Raw genomic sequence first — 18422 nt, forward strand, 5'->3', positions numbered from 1 at the left:
CCACGGGTCGGCCGGGTGACGGGCACGACCGGCGTGGTCGGCCTGGTCACCGCCGGCGGCACCGCAGGGCGAGTGACCTTCTTCGTCACCTGCGGCTTCGCCGGTGCCGGCTTGGGTTTCGGCTGCGCGGCTTCTTGCGTTCGGTCGCGCCGCACACGTCGCACTCGCGAACCGACATGACGTTGTTCGTGTCGCATTTGGCGCACTGCCACGTGCTCACGGTTCGGCCGCCTCGCTGGGCTGGACCATGTCGATGATCTCCGCGGTCTCCGGTGACGGGCGGAAGCACAGCCAGTCGCCGCCCTCCGGTGCCGTCCGCACGCGCAGCCTGGGCAGCGAGGACGGTGACGGCTTCTCCGCGGGAACCGCGTCGACGACCAGAGGCGCGTCGTGGCCTACAGGCGGCGGCACCGCTTCTTTCACCTGTTCTCGCACCGGTTCGCGCATCTGAGGCATGGGCGGCGGCGCGACCGGCGGCACGTTCCCCCGTTCCACCATCGGCCGGACCTGGCGCCTGCGCTTCGGCCGATCCGGGTACAGCGCGTCGACGAAGCCGGTCAGCTCCCGCTCGCGTTCGCGCGGGTAGAGCAGCTCGACCACGGTGGCCGCCGCTGTGGGCGACTCGCCGATCCCCGTCTCGACGACCACCCTGAGCTTGACCAGGGCACCCGCCGGGAGAAGATCCATCGTGCACGCCGCCACCGGAGCCACGACCAGCGTGGACCCCCGATGCTGGCATTTGTTCGTCATCACCACGACCCGCTCGCCGACCACGCTGAGCGCGCCGGTGTCACCCTGGAAGTAGAACCGCGCTTCCGGGTTGCGGCCGAACATGTGGTCCCACAGCTGAAGGTTGACGTGCCCGCTGGGAACACCCCGCTCGCCCCTCCACCGCTCCGAGTACCTGCCCGTGTCGTCCGCGAACCACCCCGACGACTCGTCGTCAGGTCTGCGACCGATCCTGAACACCACGTGGACCCGCCCGTCAGAGACTGTTGGCGATCGTGTTGATGATCTCGTCCATCTCCCACTCCTCCAGCCCTTCGCCCGCTTCCGAGGGGAAGAACAGGGTGTGGTTCCACTGGTCGGCGATGTCCTCCCACGGCTGGTCCTCCGGAGCGAACAGCAGCAAGCGCTTCGCCGAGTTCTCCATCAGCGCATCACTGCTCTGCGCGTGGCCCCACTGGGAGAACAGCTCCTCCATCGAGTGCGGTACGGACTGCGGGTACGTGCGCACCGACACCTGCGACGGGCTGCCGAGCGGATGCGCTGGCGCGTCGGTGAACAGGACGATGACGTGACGGCGGCGGTCGAGCCCCTGCTCCCACGGCGCCTGCACGGCGAGTGCCAGCGCCTCCAGCCCGGACTCGGGGATGTCACCGCCACCCCGTGCGGTCAGGTCGCGCACGAACCGCTCGAACTCGACCGCGCCGTCGGGGAAGGTGAGGAAGTCCGTCTGCTCGATGGCGTCGTCGGCGCGGTCGCCGAAGTCGCGGAACCCGATCACCTTCAGCCGCAGCTGGCTGATCGACCGGCCCTTCTCCTCCATCGCCGCCGCCAGCCTGGTGTGGAAGGACAACGCGCTGTCCTTCACGCGGTCCAGCGTCCGCTTCATGCTCATGGTCGCGTCGATGCACATGACGATGTCCACCGCGTACTTCAGGCTCTCGTTCACGAGGTCTCCTTGCCGTTGAGATTGATGCGCAGCCGGGGACCGGTGACCGGCCTTGGCGGTGGGGGCGGTGGTGCGGCACCGGTGAGGTTGATGCGCAACCGGCTGCTCCGTGCGGCCGGCGCCACCGACGGGACGTGCACGGTCGGGGCTTCCGCGCGGACGCGAAGCTCCAGCATCGGTTCGTCGACCATCGCCCGAAGCTCGCTCACCGCGGGCCGGTGGCACGGGTCGGCTGCCGTCGCCCGGCACAGCGCGTCCGTGAGATCCGGGTGCAGCCGGCGGTCGAACATCAGCTTGGCGCCCGCCTTCACCGCCTCACCCGCCGACGCGAACCCGTCAGGGAACGACGGCTGCTCACCGGTGAGGTAGCGGTGCACGATCAGCGCGAGCGCGAAGACGTCGACAGCGGTGGTCAGCTGGTCAGGCCCGACCGAGTGGTCGTTCTGCATGTACCGCAACCACTCCGGCGCGCCGTGCACCGGGTCGCCGCCGATCTGGTCGCGCGGTTTCGGGTCGCCGGACACGTACGCGTCGTCGAAGTCGATGAGCTTCGCGGTGTAGAAACCCGTCTCCGTCGGGCGGTGCAGCAGGATGTTGTCCGGCTTCAGATCGCCGTGCACGATCTCGTGCTCGTGCAGGAACCGCAGGCTCGCCATCAGAGTGAGCAGCAGGATCCGCTTCTCCTTGACGCTCAGCTCGTGCGGGTTCGGCACGTCCGCGGGGTGCAGCCGTTCGGTGATCTTGTAGTAGCGGGTCTTCTCGAAGAAGAAGTCCTTTGCCATCACCAGATTTCCGGCACCGGTGTCCTTCGGGTCGAGCCGGTTCATCACCGAGGTGTGCCTGCGTTCGAACTCGGCGCACTGAGCGAGCAGGCGCTCACGGTCCTCGGGTGAGGCCATGGAACCCGGCCGTTTCGGGTCGAGGAACTCCTTCACGAAGTACTCGTGGCCGTCCTTCTCCGCGAACGCCCACATGCACTGCCCTGCGTCCTTGTTGGACGGACGGGAGGTGATCTCGTAGCCGTGCAGCACCTGACCGAGCTTCATCGAGGCTCCTTCACGGGCATCAGGCGCTCGTAGTCCTCGCGGTACCGCGCCCACGAGTCCGCGCGCACCGCGGTGAGCGTCTCCAGGTCGCCGGGTGCGATGGCGGCGATCTGGGCCGCGTGCTCACGCACGACGGCGGTCCGGCCGCTCAGGTCATGACGCAGCTGCGAGAACCCGGTGAACCCGAGCGCGACGATCGCCAGCGACGCGTCGTCACCCGTGTAGCCGACCACCTCGTCCGCGAGCGCGTTTCCCCACTGCTGCATGGTTTCCGACCGTTCGAGGGTGCGCAGCAGAACGTCCTCGAACTCCGCGGGCGTTGTCACGTAACCGAAGTAGCCGTCGGTCGCACACACCAGCACGCACGGTACCTTCGTGCTGCCACGCGCAATGTGCACCTCGAACGGCCGGTCGGCGCACACCATGTTCGTCATCGGCGGGTCCTGGGTGAGCAGCTCCAGCGCGTCCGACGACTCGGTGTCGTCTCTGGTCACCTGCTGCAGGCCGTCCTGGGCGTCGAGCACGTAGGCGCGGGAATCTCCTGCCCACAGCGCGGCCCACTCGGCCGTCTCGTCGTCACCCCAGCGGTAATGCAGCGCGGCCATGGTGGTCGGCAGCTCCCGCCGCATCGTGCCGAGGATCTTGCGACGGGCCGTGCCCCGTGCCTTCACGAGTGCGGTGGCGATGTGCTCATGCAGGTCCTCGTGCACCCGGTCGGTGCCGACGAACCAGTCCTCGACGAGCGCGCGGGTGAACCGCGAGGCGAGCCATGCCTGCGTGCGTTCGGCACCGCTCGCCGATGTGCCGGCGGCCGCCGCACCCGCGCCGCCCGCGCCGTCGAACACACCGACGACGCCCTCGCCGCTGGAGAACTGGTGGACGAACAGCGGTTCGGCGTCCTCTCCCCGCCCCGGTTTCTTCTCCGTCCACACGCTCGCCGCCAGCAGCCACTCGCTCTCCGCCCACGCGACGCCCCTGCCGGTCATCGGCCCCTCCGCTCGGCCGCGGAGCCGCGCAGCCTGCTGACCCGCTTCTCCGGTGCGGGTGGAGGTTCCGGAACGGGCGGCGGCGCGACCTCCCTCGGTTCGCGCGGTTCCACCGGCTCCGCCTCTCCGCCCGCGGTCACCTCGGCGGGCCCGCCATCGCGACGGGACGCGATGACGTCCCTGCGGGACAGGCGTTTGCGCTCCGGTGGCTTCAGCATCGCCGGGTCGCCGAAGATCTTGCCGAACACGTGCCTGCGCGCCTCGCGCATCTCCACCGGGTCCGCGTCCTCGTCGGTGGAGATGCGCACCATCTCGATCATGCGGTCCTTGTCGCGGTCGACGGCCTCCGCCTCGGCCGCGAGCAGCGAGGTCGGGTCGCCGTCGTGCTTGACGAGATGCTGCGCGATGAGCTCCTCGCGCCCGCCGTCGACGACACCGCGCATGTCCCTGCGGCGCATCGACTCGATTCGCATGTCGCGGGTGTGGTCGTAGTACTCGGACTTGTTGAGCAGTTTCACGTGGAAGTTGCCGAGCGCGATGCCACCACGGCCGCGCAACACCTCCAGCTCCCGCTTCAACGTCTTCAGCGCGGTGTTGTACTCGGACACGTCGAACTCGCTGAGGACGTCGGACATGATGCCGGCGAGACTCGGCTGCACCGCCCTGGTCATGTCCCGGATGCCGCTGCGCACGATCTCCACCGGATCCGTGACCTGGCAGGTGAACCGGACCTCCGCACGCTGCAGGAAACCGGGGTCGGCGGTCGGTATGTCGTCCTCGACGAACCTGCACTGCACCACGCGCAACGTGACCCGCGCGGCCCGCCGGTAGCGGCCGAGCACCGCGCCCGGCACCTTCTCGCCCGCGCTCACCAGCACCGGGTCGCCACGCATGGGCTCCAGCACCAGCGCCGTGTCCATGGACGGGCTCTCCAGCCGGTCCAGCAGCCTCACCGCTCTCGGGAAGATCTCCTCGACGATCGGGTCGTAGGTGTCGATGTCTCCGATCACCGCAGCGCCTCCTCCGCTTCCACGAGATCGTCGTGCGCCCGAGCCGCGGCGTGCGAGGGATCGCGCCAGTCCTCGGCCCAGAGCTCCAGCTGGTGCAGCAGATCGTCTGATTCCCGCTCGCCGAGGTCGGTGATGCCCGCGAGCACGTCCAGCACCGCGTCGTAGGCGGCGTGGTCGTGTTCGGCGAGCCGCAGCCACTCCCGCAGCACGTCGAGCGCGAGCGGGCGCACCCGCCGTTCGCACAGCGCGCGAGCCCACAGCACGGGCAGGTCCTCGTAGTGCTGCGCCGACTTCCGCAGCAGCACCGGCCAGCGCACCGTCCGGCCGGACTTCGGAGGGCGGGCGGCGATGACGAACGCGATCAGCACCTTCACCGCGAAGTCACCGCGCCGGTGCGCGTCCGTCCAGTCCCGCAGCGTCGGCACCGTACGGACGTCGGCGCCATCCTCGACGAGCCGCGCCACGCTGAGCGCGGCGGGTTCGAGCAGGCTCCAGTCGTCGGCGGCCAGCAGCTCACGCAGCAACCACAAGGCGCGCAACGGGCTCGCGAGACCAGTGAGCCCACCCGCCGCCAGGGCGGCTGTCTGTGGCAACGGCAGGCCTTCGTCCCGTTTGGACTGTTCGGCGAACTCACCGAGCAGCTGCCAGACCCGGTCCACGTACTCGTCGTTCAACCCCACCACGCCGAGCGCGAGCGCCGCGCTGTGCCGTTCCTCCGGCAGGTCGCTGCCCGCCCACTGCAACAGGAACGTGTGCAGCGCGTGCTGGAAGTCGCCGCGGGCGAGGAACCCCGCCGCCGTGGCCGCGCGGGCACGCACCTCGACGTCGGAGTGCCCTGCCATGTCGCGCAGCCACTCCTGGATGGCGTCGCGCATGCCGTCCAGCTCGTGCCAGGCGTGGGACAGGACGGTGAGCCGCAGGTCGGCGTTGCGGAACCGGACGATCTCCCCCGCGACCGCGCCGGTGCCGGTGCCGGTGGCGAGTTCGATCCACGGGTGGTCCGACCGCAGCAGGCGTCGCATGTGCGTGACCGGTTCCGCGGTCTTGCCGGCCAGCTTGCGGTGGAGGTCGGCCGCACCATCGGACACGGTGAGGTAGCCGCAGCCCTCCAGCACCGAGGTGGCGACCGCGAACGCGATCTCCGCCGGATCGACGGTGTCGCCGAACCACTCCGCGACCTGCTCCTGAGGGTCACGCAACCCGGCCACGACGGCCGCGAGGTCCTCGCGGTTGCCGACCGCGGTGAGGATCTCGGCGGCCGCACGCACCGCGAACCTCGGCCGGGGTCGTTCCCGCAGCAGCGCGTCGATGTCGGTGGACCGCAGCTCGCGCAACACGTCGCCCGGCGCCTTGAGGTCCGAGCACCTCAGCCGGGCCTCGAACACCTCGTGCGGGCTGGGCGCGGTGACGTTCTCCAGCACGAACTCGTGGCGCTTGGCCGCCATGGCGAGCTTGCCCCGTGGGGGTCCGGTGACGACGACGAGGAAGCTGCCGTCCTTGTTCAGCAGCTCACGGGCACGCGTCAGCCAGACGTCGTCGAGCACCTCAGCGCTGGCAAGTGGCTTCGACCCGCGAACGCGTTTGGGAGTCGAAGACTGCTCGTCCAGCACGACGTACCCGCACTCGCGCATCGGCGGTGTCCAGGTCGGATCGGCGCAGATGTCGACCGGCAGCTGTCGCACGCGCACCGGACCGGCGCCCTTGAGCACCCTCCGAAGCAGGTGCAGCGCCGCCGTGTATCGCCCGGTGCCCGTGGGGCCGGAGACGACGAGCAGTTTGCGGTGCACGAGCCGTTCGAACGCCTCGTCGTACCAGTCGGGTTGGACGTAGGCAGAGGTGTAGTCGTCGAGATAAGCGTCGGAGTACTCGGTGGGACCGATACTCGCTCTCGCAGAGGAGCGATTGCCCCTGCCGCCGACGTTCATATCGCCGCTGATGGACGTGCTTCCGTTGAACACGACAGTAGCGCCGCCGCGCAGGAACTTGTGTGCGATCTCGGCGGAACGCGCACCCTCGAGCCGGTCCGCATTTGGCGAACCGAGCGCGGCGAGAGCGCCATCCGCTCCGACCTTCACGGAAAGGCGCGGGACGTCAGCCCCGCCGTCCGCTTCCGGAACAGGCGTGGTCATTCATTCTCACAAAGTTGTTGAACCGCTTTCACGCGGTGAGAAGCGAATCAGTTCACGTTGAAGTCACCGGCGATGTCGACACGGTCGTTGAACACGGCACCGACCTTCTCCGCGTGCCAGGTCACCCTCGGCCGCTCGATGTCGCGAACGGCCACCTCTGGCACGAGCTCGGTCAGGCTCGCGACGAGCGCGGCCACGTCGAGGTGACTCTCGCGCCACCGCACCCGCACGTCCTGGCGTGCGGCCAGCGGACGCAGCTCGTCCGGCAGGTCAGCGGGTTTGAGCCGCTCAGCCCCCATGAGCACCGGCACGACTCGCACGTCGTGCTCGAACGCCTCGACGATCTCCCTGCGGATGAAGTCGTGCGGCCGGTCGAGCAACCGGCTGCCGTCGGACTGCGTCCCCGTCCAGCCCTCCCCGATGACGACCAGCAGCACCGTGCTCTCCCGCACGGCCCGCATGATGTCGGGATCGAAGTCGTCACCCGGTGTCAGCGATCGGGCATCGCGAAAGACCTGTCCCTCGCCGAAGTGAGCGGTGAGCGCGGTGTCGATGAGGCAGGCGCCATAAGGCACGTCGGAACTGCGGTAGCTGATGAAAATCTTGCCCAAGGATCGACCCTCGACGATTGCGGCGGAAGGAGGCCTGAACTATGGCAACCGGCCGCGATCATGTCGAGCCCTACTGGCAAGTAGTGCGGAAGACGTCAACTATTTGTCCACTTGACGATTCCCGGCCGATTGGAAATGCAGCCCCAGAACGTGAGTCCTTCTCTCAAACGGATTCCCTGGTCTGCGCCACGCGGACATACCAACAGAGGGCACAGCGCGTGGCTGTGCCCCCTGGCCGATCTCGTGTCAGAACAGGCGGAACTCGTCCGGTTCGATCCCGCGCAACGCGTCGTAGTCCAGCACCACGCACCGGATCCCGCGGTCCTCGGCCAGCACCCGCGCCTGCGGCTTGATCTGCTGCGCCGCGAACACGCCCCGGACCGGCGCCAGCAGCGGATCGCGGTTGAGCAGCTCCAGGTACCTGGTCAGCTGCTCGACACCGTCGATCTCGCCGCGCCGCTTGATCTCCACGGCCACCGACCCACCGGAGGAGTCACGGCACATCAGGTCGACCGGGCCGATGGGGGTCGGGAACTCGCGGCGCACCAACGTCCAGCCGTCGCCCAGGGTGGTCACGTGCTCGGCGAGCAGCTTCTGCAGGTCGGCTTCGACACCGTCCTTCTGCAGGCCCGGTTCGGGGCCGAGCTCGTGCTTGGAGTCGTGCAGAACCTCTTCGAGGGTGATGATCAGCTTCTCCCCCGCCTTGTTCTGCACTGTCCAGATGTCCGGGTCCTCGATCAGCCAGCAGGGCGGGCTCATCCAGTTCAACGGCTTGTACGCGCGGTCGTCGGAGTGGATCGACACCGAGCCGTCGGCCTTGATCAGCAGCAGTCGCTGAGCCATCGGCAGATGGGCGGTGAGTCGTCCGACGTAGTCGACCTGGCAGCGAGCGATGACGAGACGCACCGCGACAGGCTACGGGGTGTGTCCAGAAACCGGTCGTTAGGTACGGTCCGTGGCGTGGAAAGCCTCGGCACCCGTGAGGTGTACTCAAACCCGTGGATGACCGTTCGCGAGGACGAGATCCAGCGCGCGGACGGTTCGAGCGGCATCTACGGCGTGGTCGACAAGCCGGACTTCGCGCTGATCATCCCGCTCGACGGCGAGCGCGTGCGGCTCGTCGAGCAGTTCCGGTACCCGCTCGGCCTGCGCCGCTGGGAGTTCCCCCAGGGCACCGCGCCCGAACGCGCCGACTCCGATCCGCTGGAGCTGGCCCGCCGCGAGCTGCGCGAGGAGACGGGGCTGCGCGCCGGCAGGATGATCGAGCTGGGCCTGCTCGACGTCGCGCCCGGCATGTCGTCGCAGCGCGGCCGGGTGTTCCTCGCCACCGAGCTCACCGAGGGCTTCCACGAGCGGGAGCCGGAGGAGCAGGACATGCGCTCGGCGTGGTTTCCGCGCGCCGACTTCGAGGCGATGATCGCGAAGGGCGAGATCACCGACGCCCAGTCGATCGCCGCCTACACGCTCCTGCTCCTGCACGAGCACGCTCAGCCCTGAAAAGCCGCCCGATAGGCGTGGGGTGAGGTCCCGGCGATCCGCTTGAACCTGTCGCGGAACGCCGTGGCCGATCCGAACCCCACCCTGCTCGCGATCAGCTCGACAGGGTCCTTCGTCGTCTCGAGCAAGTGCTGCGCCTGACGTACCCGCGCCCGGTGCAGCCACTGCAACGGCGTCGTCCCCGTCTGCTCGCGAAACCGCCGGTTCAACGTCCGAGTGCTCATGCCGGCGTGGTTCGCGATGTCCGCGAGCGTCAGGTCCTGCTCGGCGTTGGATTCCATCCACCGCAGCACAGGTTCGAGCTCCGCACCTTGCGGCGCCACGGGCGGCGTCACGATGAACTGCGCCTGCCCGCCTTCTCTCTCCAGGGGCATCACGGCGAACCGCGCCGCATCGGCAGCCACCGCGGACCCGTGATCACGCCGGATCATGTGCAGGCACAGGTCCAGCCCCGCCGCGGCACCGGCGGACGTCAGGAACTGCCCGTTGTCGACGTAAAGCACGTCCGGATCGACCTCGACGGCGGGAAACCGCGCCGCCAGCTCCTCCGCTCCCAGCCAGTGCGTGGTGGCCCGCAACCCGTCCAGCAGCCCGGTCGCCGCGAACACGAACGCCCCCGTGCAGATCGACGCGATCCGGGTGCCCCGTGCCGCGGCCCGCCGCAGTGCCTCGATCAACCGCTGGGGAACGACCATGCCCGGGTCGTGGCCCGGCAGCACGATCGTGTCCACCTCGGACAGCAACTCCAAGCCGTGTGGCACTTTCATCTGGAAGCAGCCCGCATCGACGGTCCTCTTCGGACCGCAGACCCGGACCCGGTACCGCCCGGTCCAGTTGAACGCGTCGACCGGCGTCGCGAAGTCGAACGGAACGACGCTGTCCATCGCTACCACTGCCACATCGTGCACGCCCACACCCTAGCTGGCGAGAATCCGTTGGAACATGGCATTCCAGCCAGTTCTGCGCGAAGGCCTCCGCTCCTACCGTTTTGATCACCGACATGAGGAGGGGCAGATGCTTGCTCAGGTGGTGTTGTTCGACGGGTTCGACCCGTTGGACGCGATCGGGCCGTACGAAACGTTGACGGGAGGCGGGATGCGGGCCGAGCTGGTGAGCGCGGCCGGGCCGCATGAGGCAGACGTCGGGCTGTTGCCGCTGAAGGCAACCGCACAGCCGATCTCGCATCGGGCGGCCGCCATCACGACACCCGGAGATGCCGCGGCACCAAGCGGAAGGCAAGATCATCGTCCGGCGCGCAGCCCCCGCCCTCCTCGGGGGAGCGGCCCTCTTCCAGCGTACCGAGCGAGCGGTCACGACGGGCGCCGCTTGCAGATCTGTGGACAACCGCCCGGACCGGGCCACGCAGCGTCGAGTTGTCCACAGATCGCCGAGCGGGGCCTTGACAGTGCTCTTCCGCATCTAAAGTTGAACCCGACGCTGTGTGGTGGTCAGCCCCCTGGGTGGGCGGGGCCCCAGCGTGGTCAGCTTTTGCGCCTGATCGAACGCGACATCAGCGCCCAGAAGGCTTTCGAGGTCGAGCAACTCCCAGCCCACGAACGCCGCGGCACGGTGTGGTGCGCGGCGTGAGCAAGCTCTTCCTCTCGCTGCACGTCCTCGCCGCCATCATCGCCATCGGGCCGGTCACGGTCGCCGCCAGCATGTTCCCCAAAGCCGTGACCACCGGCGGCAATCCCGAGCTCCTGCACCGGATCTGCCGCGTCTACGCCCTGATCGGCATCTCCGTGCCGGTCTTCGGGTTCGCGACGGCCGGCGTGATGGGCGTGACCGGCCACCCCTGGGTGATCGTGTCGATCGCGCTCACCACCGCCGCCGCGTTCGTGCTGGCCCTCAAAGTCCTTCCCGGCCAGGAGAAAGCGCTCAAGACCAAGAACGTCAAGCACCTGGCGATGTACACCGGGATCTTCAACGTCCTGTGGGCCGTGGTCACCGTGCTGATGATCCTCAGGCCGGGCTCGACGACCGGCGCCTAGCGCTGTGTCTACCTTTGCGACACCGGCCGCACCACGATCTCGTTCACGTCGACCTCGGCCGGCTGCGAGATCGCGTACGCGATGGCGTCACCGATCGCCGACGCCGGCAGCGCAAGCTTGCGGAAGTCCTCCATCAACGACGCCGCGTACTCCTCGGTGATGGTGTCCGCGAGCTCGGACTCCGTGACACCGGGCGAGATCACCGTGACCCGCAGGTCAGTGCGCTCCTGACGCAGGCCCTCGGACAGCGCCCACACCGCGTACTTCGTCGCGCAGTACACGGCGGCGGTCGGCATCACCATGTGCGCGCCGATCGAGGCGACGTTCACGACGTGCCCACCGTCCGCGAACCGGGGCAGCACCGCGGCGATGCCGTTCAGCACACCGCGGATGTTCACGTCGACCATGCGGTCCCACTCGTCGACCTTCAACGACTCCAGGAGGGACAACGGCATCACGCCCGCGTTGTTCACCAGCACGTCGACCCGGCCGTAGCGCTCGACCGCAGCATCCACAAAGGACTGGAAGGACTCCCGCGAGGTCACGTCCAACGGCGCGTAGGCGCCGCCGATCTCGGCCGCCAGCGCCGCCAGCCGGTCCTCCCGCCGCGCTCCGAGGAACACCTGATGCCCAGCCGCGGCCAGCACGCGGGCCGTGGCCTCACCGATACCGCTCGAAGCTCCACTGATCACCACAACTTTGCTCATGGCCACAACGATGGCCAGGGCCAACGCCGTCAACCAGGACACCTTCTCCCTAGGTGCGACACACCCAGGCAGAAGCCACCCACACCGAATAACCTCGGCACCATGCTCGGCGAGTTCCTGAAAGCCCACCGCGCCCGCGTCAACCCGGAGGACGCGGGCCTGCCGAGCCACACCCAGCGCAAGGTCAAAGGGCTGAGGAGAGAAGAAGTCGCCGTCCTGGCCGGTGTCAGCGCCGACTACTACGCCCGCCTCGAACAGGGACGCGAGACCAACCCGTCAGCGCAGGTCCTCGACGCCCTCAGCCGTGCGCTCCAGCTCGACGCCGACGCACGAGCACACATGCACCGGCTCGCAGGAGTCGTCGCCGAGGAGGGCCACGAAACCCACGTCGTGAGCCCGGAGCTGCGGCAGCTCATCAGCGGAATGCACGACATGCCGGCGTTCGTGATGAACTCGGTGCTCGACGTCCTCGCCATGAACGCGCTGGCCGACGCCCTCTACGAACCGTTCACACCGGCCGACAACGCGGCCAGGATGACGTTCCTCGATCCCGCCGCCACGAGCTTCTACCCGCGCTGGCAGTGGGTCGCCCAGAGCACCGTCGGACACCTGAGGCAGACCGCGGACCCGAAGTCGCCGCGCCTCAGGCAAATCGTCGAGGAGCTCAGCAAGAGCCCGGTGTTCAAAGAGCTGTGGGAACAGCACGAGGTGCGCGGGAAGACCCAGGACGCCAAGGAGTTCGTGCATCCCGCGGTCGGCCCGTTGAAGCTGAACTACCACTCGTTCGACGTGCGCGAGGCACCTGGCCAGTTCCTGGTGATCTACCAGGCCGAGCCGGGCCCGAACGCGGACGCGTTGAGGCTCCTGGCGACTAGTCGGGCCACACGGGCGGCCGCTTCTCCAGGAACGACGCCCGTCCCTCTTTGGCTGACGGGGACTGCGAAGTCTCGGCCATGACGGCCAGCGCGATCTCGTAAGCGTCAGCCTCCGGCCGGTCCAGCTGCGCGTAGATCGTCCGCTTGCCGACAGCCTTCGACACCCGGCTCCCCCGCGTCGCGCGCGCCAGCAACTCGTCCGTCGAGGCATCCAGCTCGCCGGCAGGCACAGCCCGGTTGATCAGACCCCACTCGACAGCCGTCGCGGCGTCGATGACGTCACCGGTGAGCACCATCTCCATCAGCCGTTTGCGCCCGACGGACCGCGCGACCGGCACCGCCGGCGTGTGGCAGAACCACCCGGCCTTCCCGCCGGGCAGGGCGAAACCCGCGTCCAGCGAAGCCACCGCGAGGTCGCACGACGCCACCAGCTGACACCCTGCAGCCGTCGCCAGCCCCTGAACCCGCGCGATCACCACCTGCGGCACGGCCTGGATGGTCTTCATCAGCACCGTGCACAGCTCCAGCAACAGCCGCACGCCCTCTTCGTCACGGGCGTGCACGTCCGCGAAGTCGTGCCCCGCGGAAAACACCGGCCCCTCGGCGGCCAGCACGATGCCGGCCGCGTCGGACGAACCGGCCTCGCGGAAAGCTTCCAGCAGCTCGGTCAGGTGCTCGGCGGACAACGCATTGCGCCGAGCCACCCGATTCATCGTGATCCGGACGACGGACCCGTCCCGCGCGACGTCAACCATCCCGAGAATCTAAGCCCCTACGGCAAAGAACGCACCTCACGGATCACGGTGACGATCTCGTCCATGATCTCGGTCAGCTCGTAGTCCTTCGGCGTGAACACCCGCGCCACGCCCCGGTCGCGCAGCTTCGCGGCGTCGTCCGGCGGGATGATGCCGCCGACGATCACCGGGATGTCCCCGGCACCGGCCGCGCGCAGCCCGTCGACCACCGCGGGCACGACCTCGAGGTGCGAACCGGACAGGATCGAGAGACCGACGACGTGCACGTCCTCCTGCACGGCGGCAGACACGATCTGTGACGGCGTGAGGCGAATGCCCTGGTAGACGACCTCGAAGCCGACGTCGCGGGCCCGCACGGCGACCTGCTCGGCGCCGTTGGAGTGCCCGTCGAGGCCCGGCTTGCCGACCAGCATGCGCAACCGCTCGCCGATCTCCTCGCCAGTCGCGCGCACCCGGTCGCGCACCCGTGCGATCTCCGAGCCTGCCTCTCCCGACGCCGAAGCGCCGGAAACACCGGTGGGCGCACGGTATTCGCCGAACGTCTCACGCAGCGCCTGCGACCACTCACCGGTCGTCACGCCGGCACGCGCGCAGGCCAGCGTCACCTCGACGAGGTTCTGGTCGGTCTTGGCGGCCTCGCGCAGAGAGTCCAAAGCAACGGCAACTGCGGCGTTGTCGCGGTTGGAGCGCCATTGCTGGATCGCCTCGACCGCGTGCATCTCGACGACCGGGTCGATGGTCTCGATCGCGTTCGCGCCCTCGGCCTGCAGCGGCGACGGCTCGGTGGTGTCGAACTTGTTGACACCGACGACGATCTCCTCGCCGGACTCGACGCGACGACGCCGGTCGGCCAGCGACGACACCAGCTGCGACTTCATGTAGCCGGACTCGACGGCCGCGACGGCACCGCCCATCGCCTGCACGCGGTCGATCTCCTCGCGCGCACCGGCGAGGATCTCGTCGACCTTCGCCTCGATGACCGGTGAGCCGTCGAAGATGTCGTCGTACTCGAGAAGATCGGTCTCGTAGGCGAGCACCTGCTGCATGCGCAGCGCCCACTGCTGGTCCCACGGGCGCGGCAGGCCGAGCGCCTCGTTCCACGCCGGCAGCTGGATCGCGCGGGCGCGGGCGTTGCGGGACAACGACACCGCGAGCATCTCGAGCACGATGCGCTGGACGTTGTTCTCCGGCTGCGCTTCCGTGAGCCCCAGCGAGTTGACCTGCACGCCGTAGCGGAACCGGCGGTGCTTCGGGTCCTCGACGCCGTAGCGCTCGCGCGTGATCTCGTCCCAGAGCTGGGTGAACGCGCGCATCTTGCACATCTCCTCGATGAACCGCACGCCGGCGTTCACGAAGAAGGAGATGCGCTGGACGACCTCGCCGAACTTCTCCTGCGGCACCTGTCCTGAGTCGCGCACCGAGTCGAGCACGGCGATCGCGGTGCACATCGCGTACGCGACCTCCTGCGCCGGCGTCGCGCCGACCTCCTGGAGGTGGTAGCTGCAGATGTTGATCGGGTTCCACTTCGGCACGTTCGACACGGTCCACGCGACCATGTCGGTGATCAGCCTCAGCGACGGTCCCGGCGGGAACACGTACGTGCCGCGGGACAGGTACTCCTTGATGATGTCGTTCTGCGTCGTGCCGGCGAGCGCCGACGGGTCCGCGCCCTGCTCCTCGGCCACGGTGACGTAGAGCGCGAGCAGCCACATGGCCGTCGCGTTGATCGTCATCGACGTGTTGGCGGCGCCGAGCGGGATCTGGTCGAAGAGCTGCCGCATGTCGCCGATGTGGCTGATCGGCACACCGACCTTGCCGACCTCGCCCTTCGCGAGCTCGTCGTCGGGGTCGTAGCCGGTCTGCGTCGGCAGGTCGAACGCCACCGACAGACCGGTCTGCCCCTTGGCGAGGTTCCGGCGGTAGAGGGCGTTGGAAGCCGCGGCCGAGGAGTGACCCGCGTACGTGCGCATCACCCAGGGGCGGTCGCGTTCACGGTCACTCGGGTACGGCACAGCAACCTCCCACGACGTTGTTCATTCGGAGCGTACTGGCCGGTAACCAATGCTGCGCGTGCGCTTGCTCACTGAATCGTGAAGGCGGAGCAGAATGGAGGGGTGACGGCGATTTACCAGACAGTGGTCGTGTTCGGGGTGATCGGACTGCTGGCTCTGGCGTTGCGCTACTTCGTGGGCAACGACAAGCGGCCCGTGCCGGATCTGGACGGCACCGACTTCGGTTTGCTGAGCGAGGTGGCCGTCGTGCCCACGGAGGAGGCCGCGAACGTTCTCGTGCAGAAGCTGAAGGCGAACGGGGTGCGTGCCACGCGTTCGCGAAACGCGCCCTACCGGGTGATGGTGTTCCCGTCGGACGTCGCGAACGCGCGCCTGGTGCTCAGGACGTGACGCGCTCCACGTCGGCCCCGAGCTTGCGGAGGTTTTCCACGAACCCAGGGTAACCGCGCTCGATGTGGAAGATCTCGTAGACCTCGGTGGCCCCGTCCGCGCACAGACCGGCGAGAACCAGCCCCGCACCAGCGCGAATGTCCGACGCCCACACGGGCGCGCTCGACAGCTTCTCGACGCCGCGGATCACCGCGTGGTGACCGTCCGTGCGCGCGTCCGCCCCGAGCCTGATCATCTCGTCGATGAACCGGAACCGCGCCTCGAACAGGTTCTCGGTGATCATCGAGGTGCCCTCGGAGACCGCGGACAGCGCGATCGCGAACGGCTGGTTGTCCGTGGCGAAACCGGGGTACGGCAGCGTCACGAAGTCGACGGCCTTCGGGCGGCCGTCCATGACGACGCGGAAGCCCTCGTCCTCGCCGCCCTCGTAGACGGTCACCTCGGCGCCCGCCATCCGCAGCTTCTCCAGCACCAGGTCGAGGTGGTGCGGGTTGACGCCGCGCACGCGCACGTCGCCACGCGTCATGACGGCGGCGAACCCCCACGTGGCGCCGACGATCCGGTCACCGATGACGCGGTGCTCGGTCGGCTTGAGCTCGGTCACGCCGTGGACCGTCAGCGTGGACGTGCCCGCGCCCTCGATCTTCGCGCCCATCTGGGTCAGCATCAGGCAGAGGTCGATGATCTCCGGCTCGCGCGCGGCGTTGTCGATGACCGTCGTGCCGTTGGCCAGAACGGCCGCCATCAGGATGTTCTCGGTCGCGCCCATGCTCGGGAAGTCGAGCCAGATCTGCGCGCCGTGCAGCCCCTCGGCCTCGGCGACGATGCAGCCGTGCTCGATCCAGGTCTTGGCGCCGAGCTTCTCGAGCCCGCTCTGGTGCATGTCGAGCGGCCGCGAGCCGATCGCGTCACCACCCGGCAACGCCACGACCGCGCGCTTGCACCGGCCGACCAGCGGCCCCAGCACGCAGATCGACGCGCGCAGCTTGCCCATCGCCTCGGAGTCGGCGTGGAAGCTCAGCTCCGCCGGCGTCGTGATCCTCGCCACGTCACCTTCGAGCTCGACCTGGCACCCGAGGCTGCGCAACGCGTCCGCCATCAGCGGCACGTCGAGGATGTCCGGGCAGTTGGTGATGGTTGTTGTGCCCTCAGCGAGCAGGGCAGCCGCCATCAGCTTGAGAACGCTGTTCTTGGCGCCGACGACATCAACTTCGCCGACCAGACGTGCGCCACCGTGTACCCGGAAATGCTCGCTCACGCGGCAATCCTACGGACGGTCATAGAGTGCCACTCATGGCGGTACATCTCACCAAGATCTACACGCGGGTCGGCGACGACGGCACGACCGGACTCGGCGACTTCTCCCGCGTCCAGAAGACCGATCCCCGAATCGAGGCGTACGCGGACGTCGACGAGACCAACGCGTCGCTGGGCGTGGCCCTGGCGCTGGGACAGCTGGCCGAGGACGTCCACGACGTCGTGCGCAAGGTGCAGAACGACCTGTTCGACGTCGGAGCGGACCTGTGCACGCCGATCGTCCCGGACCCGAAGTACCCGCCGCTGCGCGTGACTCAGGCGTACGTCGACCGCCTGGAGGGGTACTGCGACACGTTCAACGAGCGGCTGGGGAAGCTCGACTCGTTCATCCTGAACGGCGGCACGCCCGGCGCGGCCCTGCTGCACCAGGCACGCACGATCGCGCGCAGGGCTGAGAGGCGTGCGTGGGCGTTGATCGAGGCCGAACCGGAGCAGACGAACGTGCTCACGGCGAAGTACCTGAACAGGTTGAGCGATCTGCTGTTCATCCTGGCCCGCGTGGCGAACCCGGACGGTGACGTGCTCTGGCAGCCAGGCGAGAACGCCTAGCTGGCCCAGGGAATGGATCGGCCCGGAGGCGCTGACTCAAGCCAGGACAGGAATCCTGTCAGCGCATCCGGGCCCATCGCGATCTCGACCTCGCCAGAAGCGGAACGGCAACGCAGCACTGTGGCGCCGACCGGCATGGCGTACGCCTCCGGCCCTGTCGGCTCACGGCGCGCGTCGATCTCGAGCCCGGCTCTGGAGATCAGCTGGTTGGGCCCGGACCCGAGCGAGAGCACCCGGAACCAGGCGAACGAGTCGCCCCGGTAGTGCCCCACGCCCAGGTGCCAGCCACGGCCTCGATCGTCGAACTGACTGCGCAGCGCGACGTGCACGCCACCCTCACGCAGCAGCCGGATGCGGCGCCAGGCGAAGCAGGCGATGATGATCGCCACTCCAAGCAGGATCAGGCCGGCAATCTCGGTGATCCCCACGGCTGGGCCCTCGCGCCCGGTCTCAGGCCGACTGTTCCACGGCCCGCACGCGCGCTGCCGCACGTGCGCGCTCTGCGTCGTCCGCGTCCTGCAGCGCCGAACGCGCCGCGTCCACGTCGATCTCGCCCGCGAGCTCGGCGTCCTCGGCGAGAATCGATACGCCGGTGCCCGTCACGGAGAGGAAGCCACCGTGCACGGCGGCGGTGACAAGAGCACCGTCCGTCGTGCGGACGCGGACCACACCTCCCTCGACCAGCTGGCCGAGAACGGGCTCGTGACCGGGCAGGATGCCGATCTCGCCCTCGGTCGTCTGCGCCGACACGGACGTGGCCTTACCGGACCACAGGCGGCGTTCAACGGCGACCAGTTCAACGGTCATCTCGGCCACGCGTATCTCCCTCGTCGTCTGGAGTCGAACTGAGTCTAAACGGTCGCCTGACAACC

The 18422-nt window shown here is 68.6% G+C and carries 22 protein-coding genes; 6 read left to right on the forward strand and 16 right to left on the reverse strand.

Features of this window, described 5'->3' with window-relative positions; genetic code table 11:
* On the forward strand, positions 1-180 hold a 180-nt coding region (locus tag FXN61_RS50795), incomplete at its 5' end, for a hypothetical protein (RefSeq protein WP_223165534.1).
* A gap of 36 nt (positions 181-216) precedes the next feature.
* Here the strand turns inward: FXN61_RS50795 and FXN61_RS20980 are convergent.
* From FXN61_RS20980 to nucS, 8 genes are all read right to left on the reverse strand, one after another.
* Positions 217-969: a hypothetical protein gene (locus tag FXN61_RS20980; RefSeq protein ID WP_167975754.1), complete on the reverse strand. Its 753-nt coding sequence runs from the start codon at positions 967-969 to the stop codon at positions 217-219.
* Between the two features lie 16 nt (positions 970-985).
* Positions 986-1675: a vWA domain-containing protein gene (locus FXN61_RS20985; protein ID WP_312877890.1), complete on the reverse strand. Its 690-nt coding sequence runs from the start codon at positions 1673-1675 to the stop codon at positions 986-988.
* Positions 1672-2721: a protein kinase domain-containing protein gene (locus FXN61_RS20990; RefSeq protein ID WP_167975755.1), complete on the reverse strand. Its 1050-nt coding sequence runs from the start codon at positions 2719-2721 to the stop codon at positions 1672-1674. The genes FXN61_RS20985 and FXN61_RS20990 overlap by 4 nt, the downstream gene beginning before the upstream one ends.
* Complete coding sequence (locus FXN61_RS20995; protein ID WP_167975756.1) at positions 2718-3707, reverse strand: protein phosphatase 2C domain-containing protein; 990 nt, start codon at positions 3705-3707, stop codon at positions 2718-2720. Before FXN61_RS20995 ends, FXN61_RS20990 begins: the two co-directional genes overlap by 4 nt.
* Positions 3704-4717 carry a hypothetical protein gene (locus tag FXN61_RS21000; protein WP_167975757.1) on the reverse strand — a complete coding sequence of 338 codons (1014 nt, stop codon included), beginning with the start codon at positions 4715-4717 and terminating at the stop codon, positions 3704-3706. The genes FXN61_RS20995 and FXN61_RS21000 overlap by 4 nt, the downstream gene beginning before the upstream one ends.
* The gene (locus FXN61_RS21005) at positions 4714-6846 is read right to left on the reverse strand and encodes a hypothetical protein (RefSeq protein ID WP_167975758.1); all 2133 of its coding nucleotides are present in this window, start codon (positions 6844-6846) and stop codon (positions 4714-4716) included. Before FXN61_RS21005 ends, FXN61_RS21000 begins: the two co-directional genes overlap by 4 nt.
* A gap of 47 nt (positions 6847-6893) precedes the next feature.
* A complete protein-coding gene (locus tag FXN61_RS21010; protein WP_167975759.1) occupies positions 6894-7457 on the reverse strand; it encodes a toll/interleukin-1 receptor domain-containing protein in 564 nt (187 codons plus the stop codon).
* A gap of 246 nt (positions 7458-7703) precedes the next feature.
* Entirely contained in the window at positions 7704-8363 is a 660-nt protein-coding gene (gene nucS / locus FXN61_RS21015; RefSeq protein WP_167975760.1) for an endonuclease NucS, read from the reverse strand.
* Between the two features lie 54 nt (positions 8364-8417).
* On the opposite strand from nucS, the gene FXN61_RS21020 reads away from it, so the two are divergent.
* Entirely contained in the window at positions 8418-8954 is a 537-nt protein-coding gene (locus tag FXN61_RS21020) for an NUDIX domain-containing protein (protein ID WP_167975761.1), read from the forward strand.
* Here FXN61_RS21020 and FXN61_RS21025 read toward each other — a convergent pair.
* Positions 8945-9862, reverse strand: a complete 918-nt coding sequence (locus FXN61_RS21025) for a GlxA family transcriptional regulator (RefSeq protein WP_167975762.1) — start codon at positions 9860-9862, stop codon at positions 8945-8947. The genes FXN61_RS21020 and FXN61_RS21025 overlap by 10 nt on opposite strands.
* Positions 9863-9976: 114 nt before the next feature.
* On the reverse strand, positions 9977-10153 hold the full coding sequence (locus FXN61_RS21030) for a hypothetical protein (protein ID WP_167975763.1): 177 nt from the start codon (positions 10151-10153) through the stop codon (positions 9977-9979).
* 384 nt (positions 10154-10537) lie between these two features.
* On the opposite strand from FXN61_RS21030, the gene FXN61_RS21035 reads away from it, so the two are divergent.
* A complete protein-coding gene (locus tag FXN61_RS21035) occupies positions 10538-10945 on the forward strand; it encodes a hypothetical protein (RefSeq protein WP_167975764.1) in 408 nt (135 codons plus the stop codon).
* Positions 10946-10953: 8 nt separating this feature from the next.
* Here FXN61_RS21035 and FXN61_RS21040 read toward each other — a convergent pair whose 3' ends face one another.
* A complete protein-coding gene (locus FXN61_RS21040; protein ID WP_167975765.1) occupies positions 10954-11652 on the reverse strand; it encodes an SDR family oxidoreductase in 699 nt (232 codons plus the stop codon).
* Between the two features lie 102 nt (positions 11653-11754).
* Between FXN61_RS21040 and FXN61_RS21045 the strand changes: the two genes are divergently transcribed.
* Positions 11755-12609, forward strand: coding sequence for a helix-turn-helix transcriptional regulator (locus tag FXN61_RS21045; RefSeq protein ID WP_167975766.1), 855 nt, complete (start codon positions 11755-11757; stop codon positions 12607-12609).
* Here the strand turns inward: FXN61_RS21045 and FXN61_RS21050 are convergent.
* Positions 12524-13282 (reverse strand): enoyl-CoA hydratase-related protein, encoded by a 759-nt coding sequence (locus tag FXN61_RS21050; RefSeq protein ID WP_167975767.1) that lies wholly within the window; start codon positions 13280-13282, stop codon positions 12524-12526. The two genes, FXN61_RS21045 and FXN61_RS21050, sit on opposite strands and share 86 nt — an antisense overlap.
* A 17-nt stretch (positions 13283-13299) precedes the next feature.
* Positions 13300-15294, reverse strand: coding sequence for an ethylmalonyl-CoA mutase (locus tag FXN61_RS21055; RefSeq protein ID WP_167975768.1), 1995 nt, complete (start codon positions 15292-15294; stop codon positions 13300-13302).
* A gap of 102 nt (positions 15295-15396) precedes the next feature.
* On the opposite strand from FXN61_RS21055, the gene FXN61_RS21060 reads away from it, so the two are divergent.
* The gene (locus tag FXN61_RS21060) at positions 15397-15684 is read left to right on the forward strand and encodes a hypothetical protein (RefSeq protein ID WP_167975769.1); all 288 of its coding nucleotides are present in this window, start codon (positions 15397-15399) and stop codon (positions 15682-15684) included.
* Here the strand turns inward: FXN61_RS21060 and murA are convergent.
* Positions 15674-16942 carry a UDP-N-acetylglucosamine 1-carboxyvinyltransferase gene (gene murA, locus FXN61_RS21065; RefSeq protein ID WP_167975770.1) on the reverse strand — a complete coding sequence of 423 codons (1269 nt, stop codon included), beginning with the start codon at positions 16940-16942 and terminating at the stop codon, positions 15674-15676. The two genes, FXN61_RS21060 and murA, sit on opposite strands and share 11 nt — an antisense overlap.
* A gap of 35 nt (positions 16943-16977) precedes the next feature.
* Here murA and FXN61_RS21070 point away from each other — a divergent pair, with 35 nt between their 5' ends.
* A complete protein-coding gene (locus FXN61_RS21070) occupies positions 16978-17550 on the forward strand; it encodes a cob(I)yrinic acid a,c-diamide adenosyltransferase (RefSeq protein WP_167975771.1) in 573 nt (190 codons plus the stop codon).
* On the opposite strand, the gene FXN61_RS21075 is transcribed toward FXN61_RS21070, so the two are convergent.
* Together FXN61_RS21075 and FXN61_RS21080 are read right to left on the reverse strand one after the other, a co-directional pair.
* Positions 17547-17978, reverse strand: a complete 432-nt coding sequence (locus FXN61_RS21075) for a DUF2550 domain-containing protein (RefSeq protein WP_167975772.1) — start codon at positions 17976-17978, stop codon at positions 17547-17549. The two genes, FXN61_RS21070 and FXN61_RS21075, sit on opposite strands and share 4 nt — an antisense overlap.
* A 22-nt stretch (positions 17979-18000) precedes the next feature.
* Positions 18001-18357, reverse strand: coding sequence for a F0F1 ATP synthase subunit epsilon (locus tag FXN61_RS21080; protein WP_167975791.1), 357 nt, complete (start codon positions 18355-18357; stop codon positions 18001-18003).
* Positions 18358-18422 lie beyond the last annotated feature (65 nt).

Source organism: Lentzea indica (genome assembly GCF_012184385.1).
In the GTDB taxonomy this organism is placed as follows: Bacteria; Actinomycetota; Actinomycetes; order Mycobacteriales; family Pseudonocardiaceae; genus Lentzea; species Lentzea indica.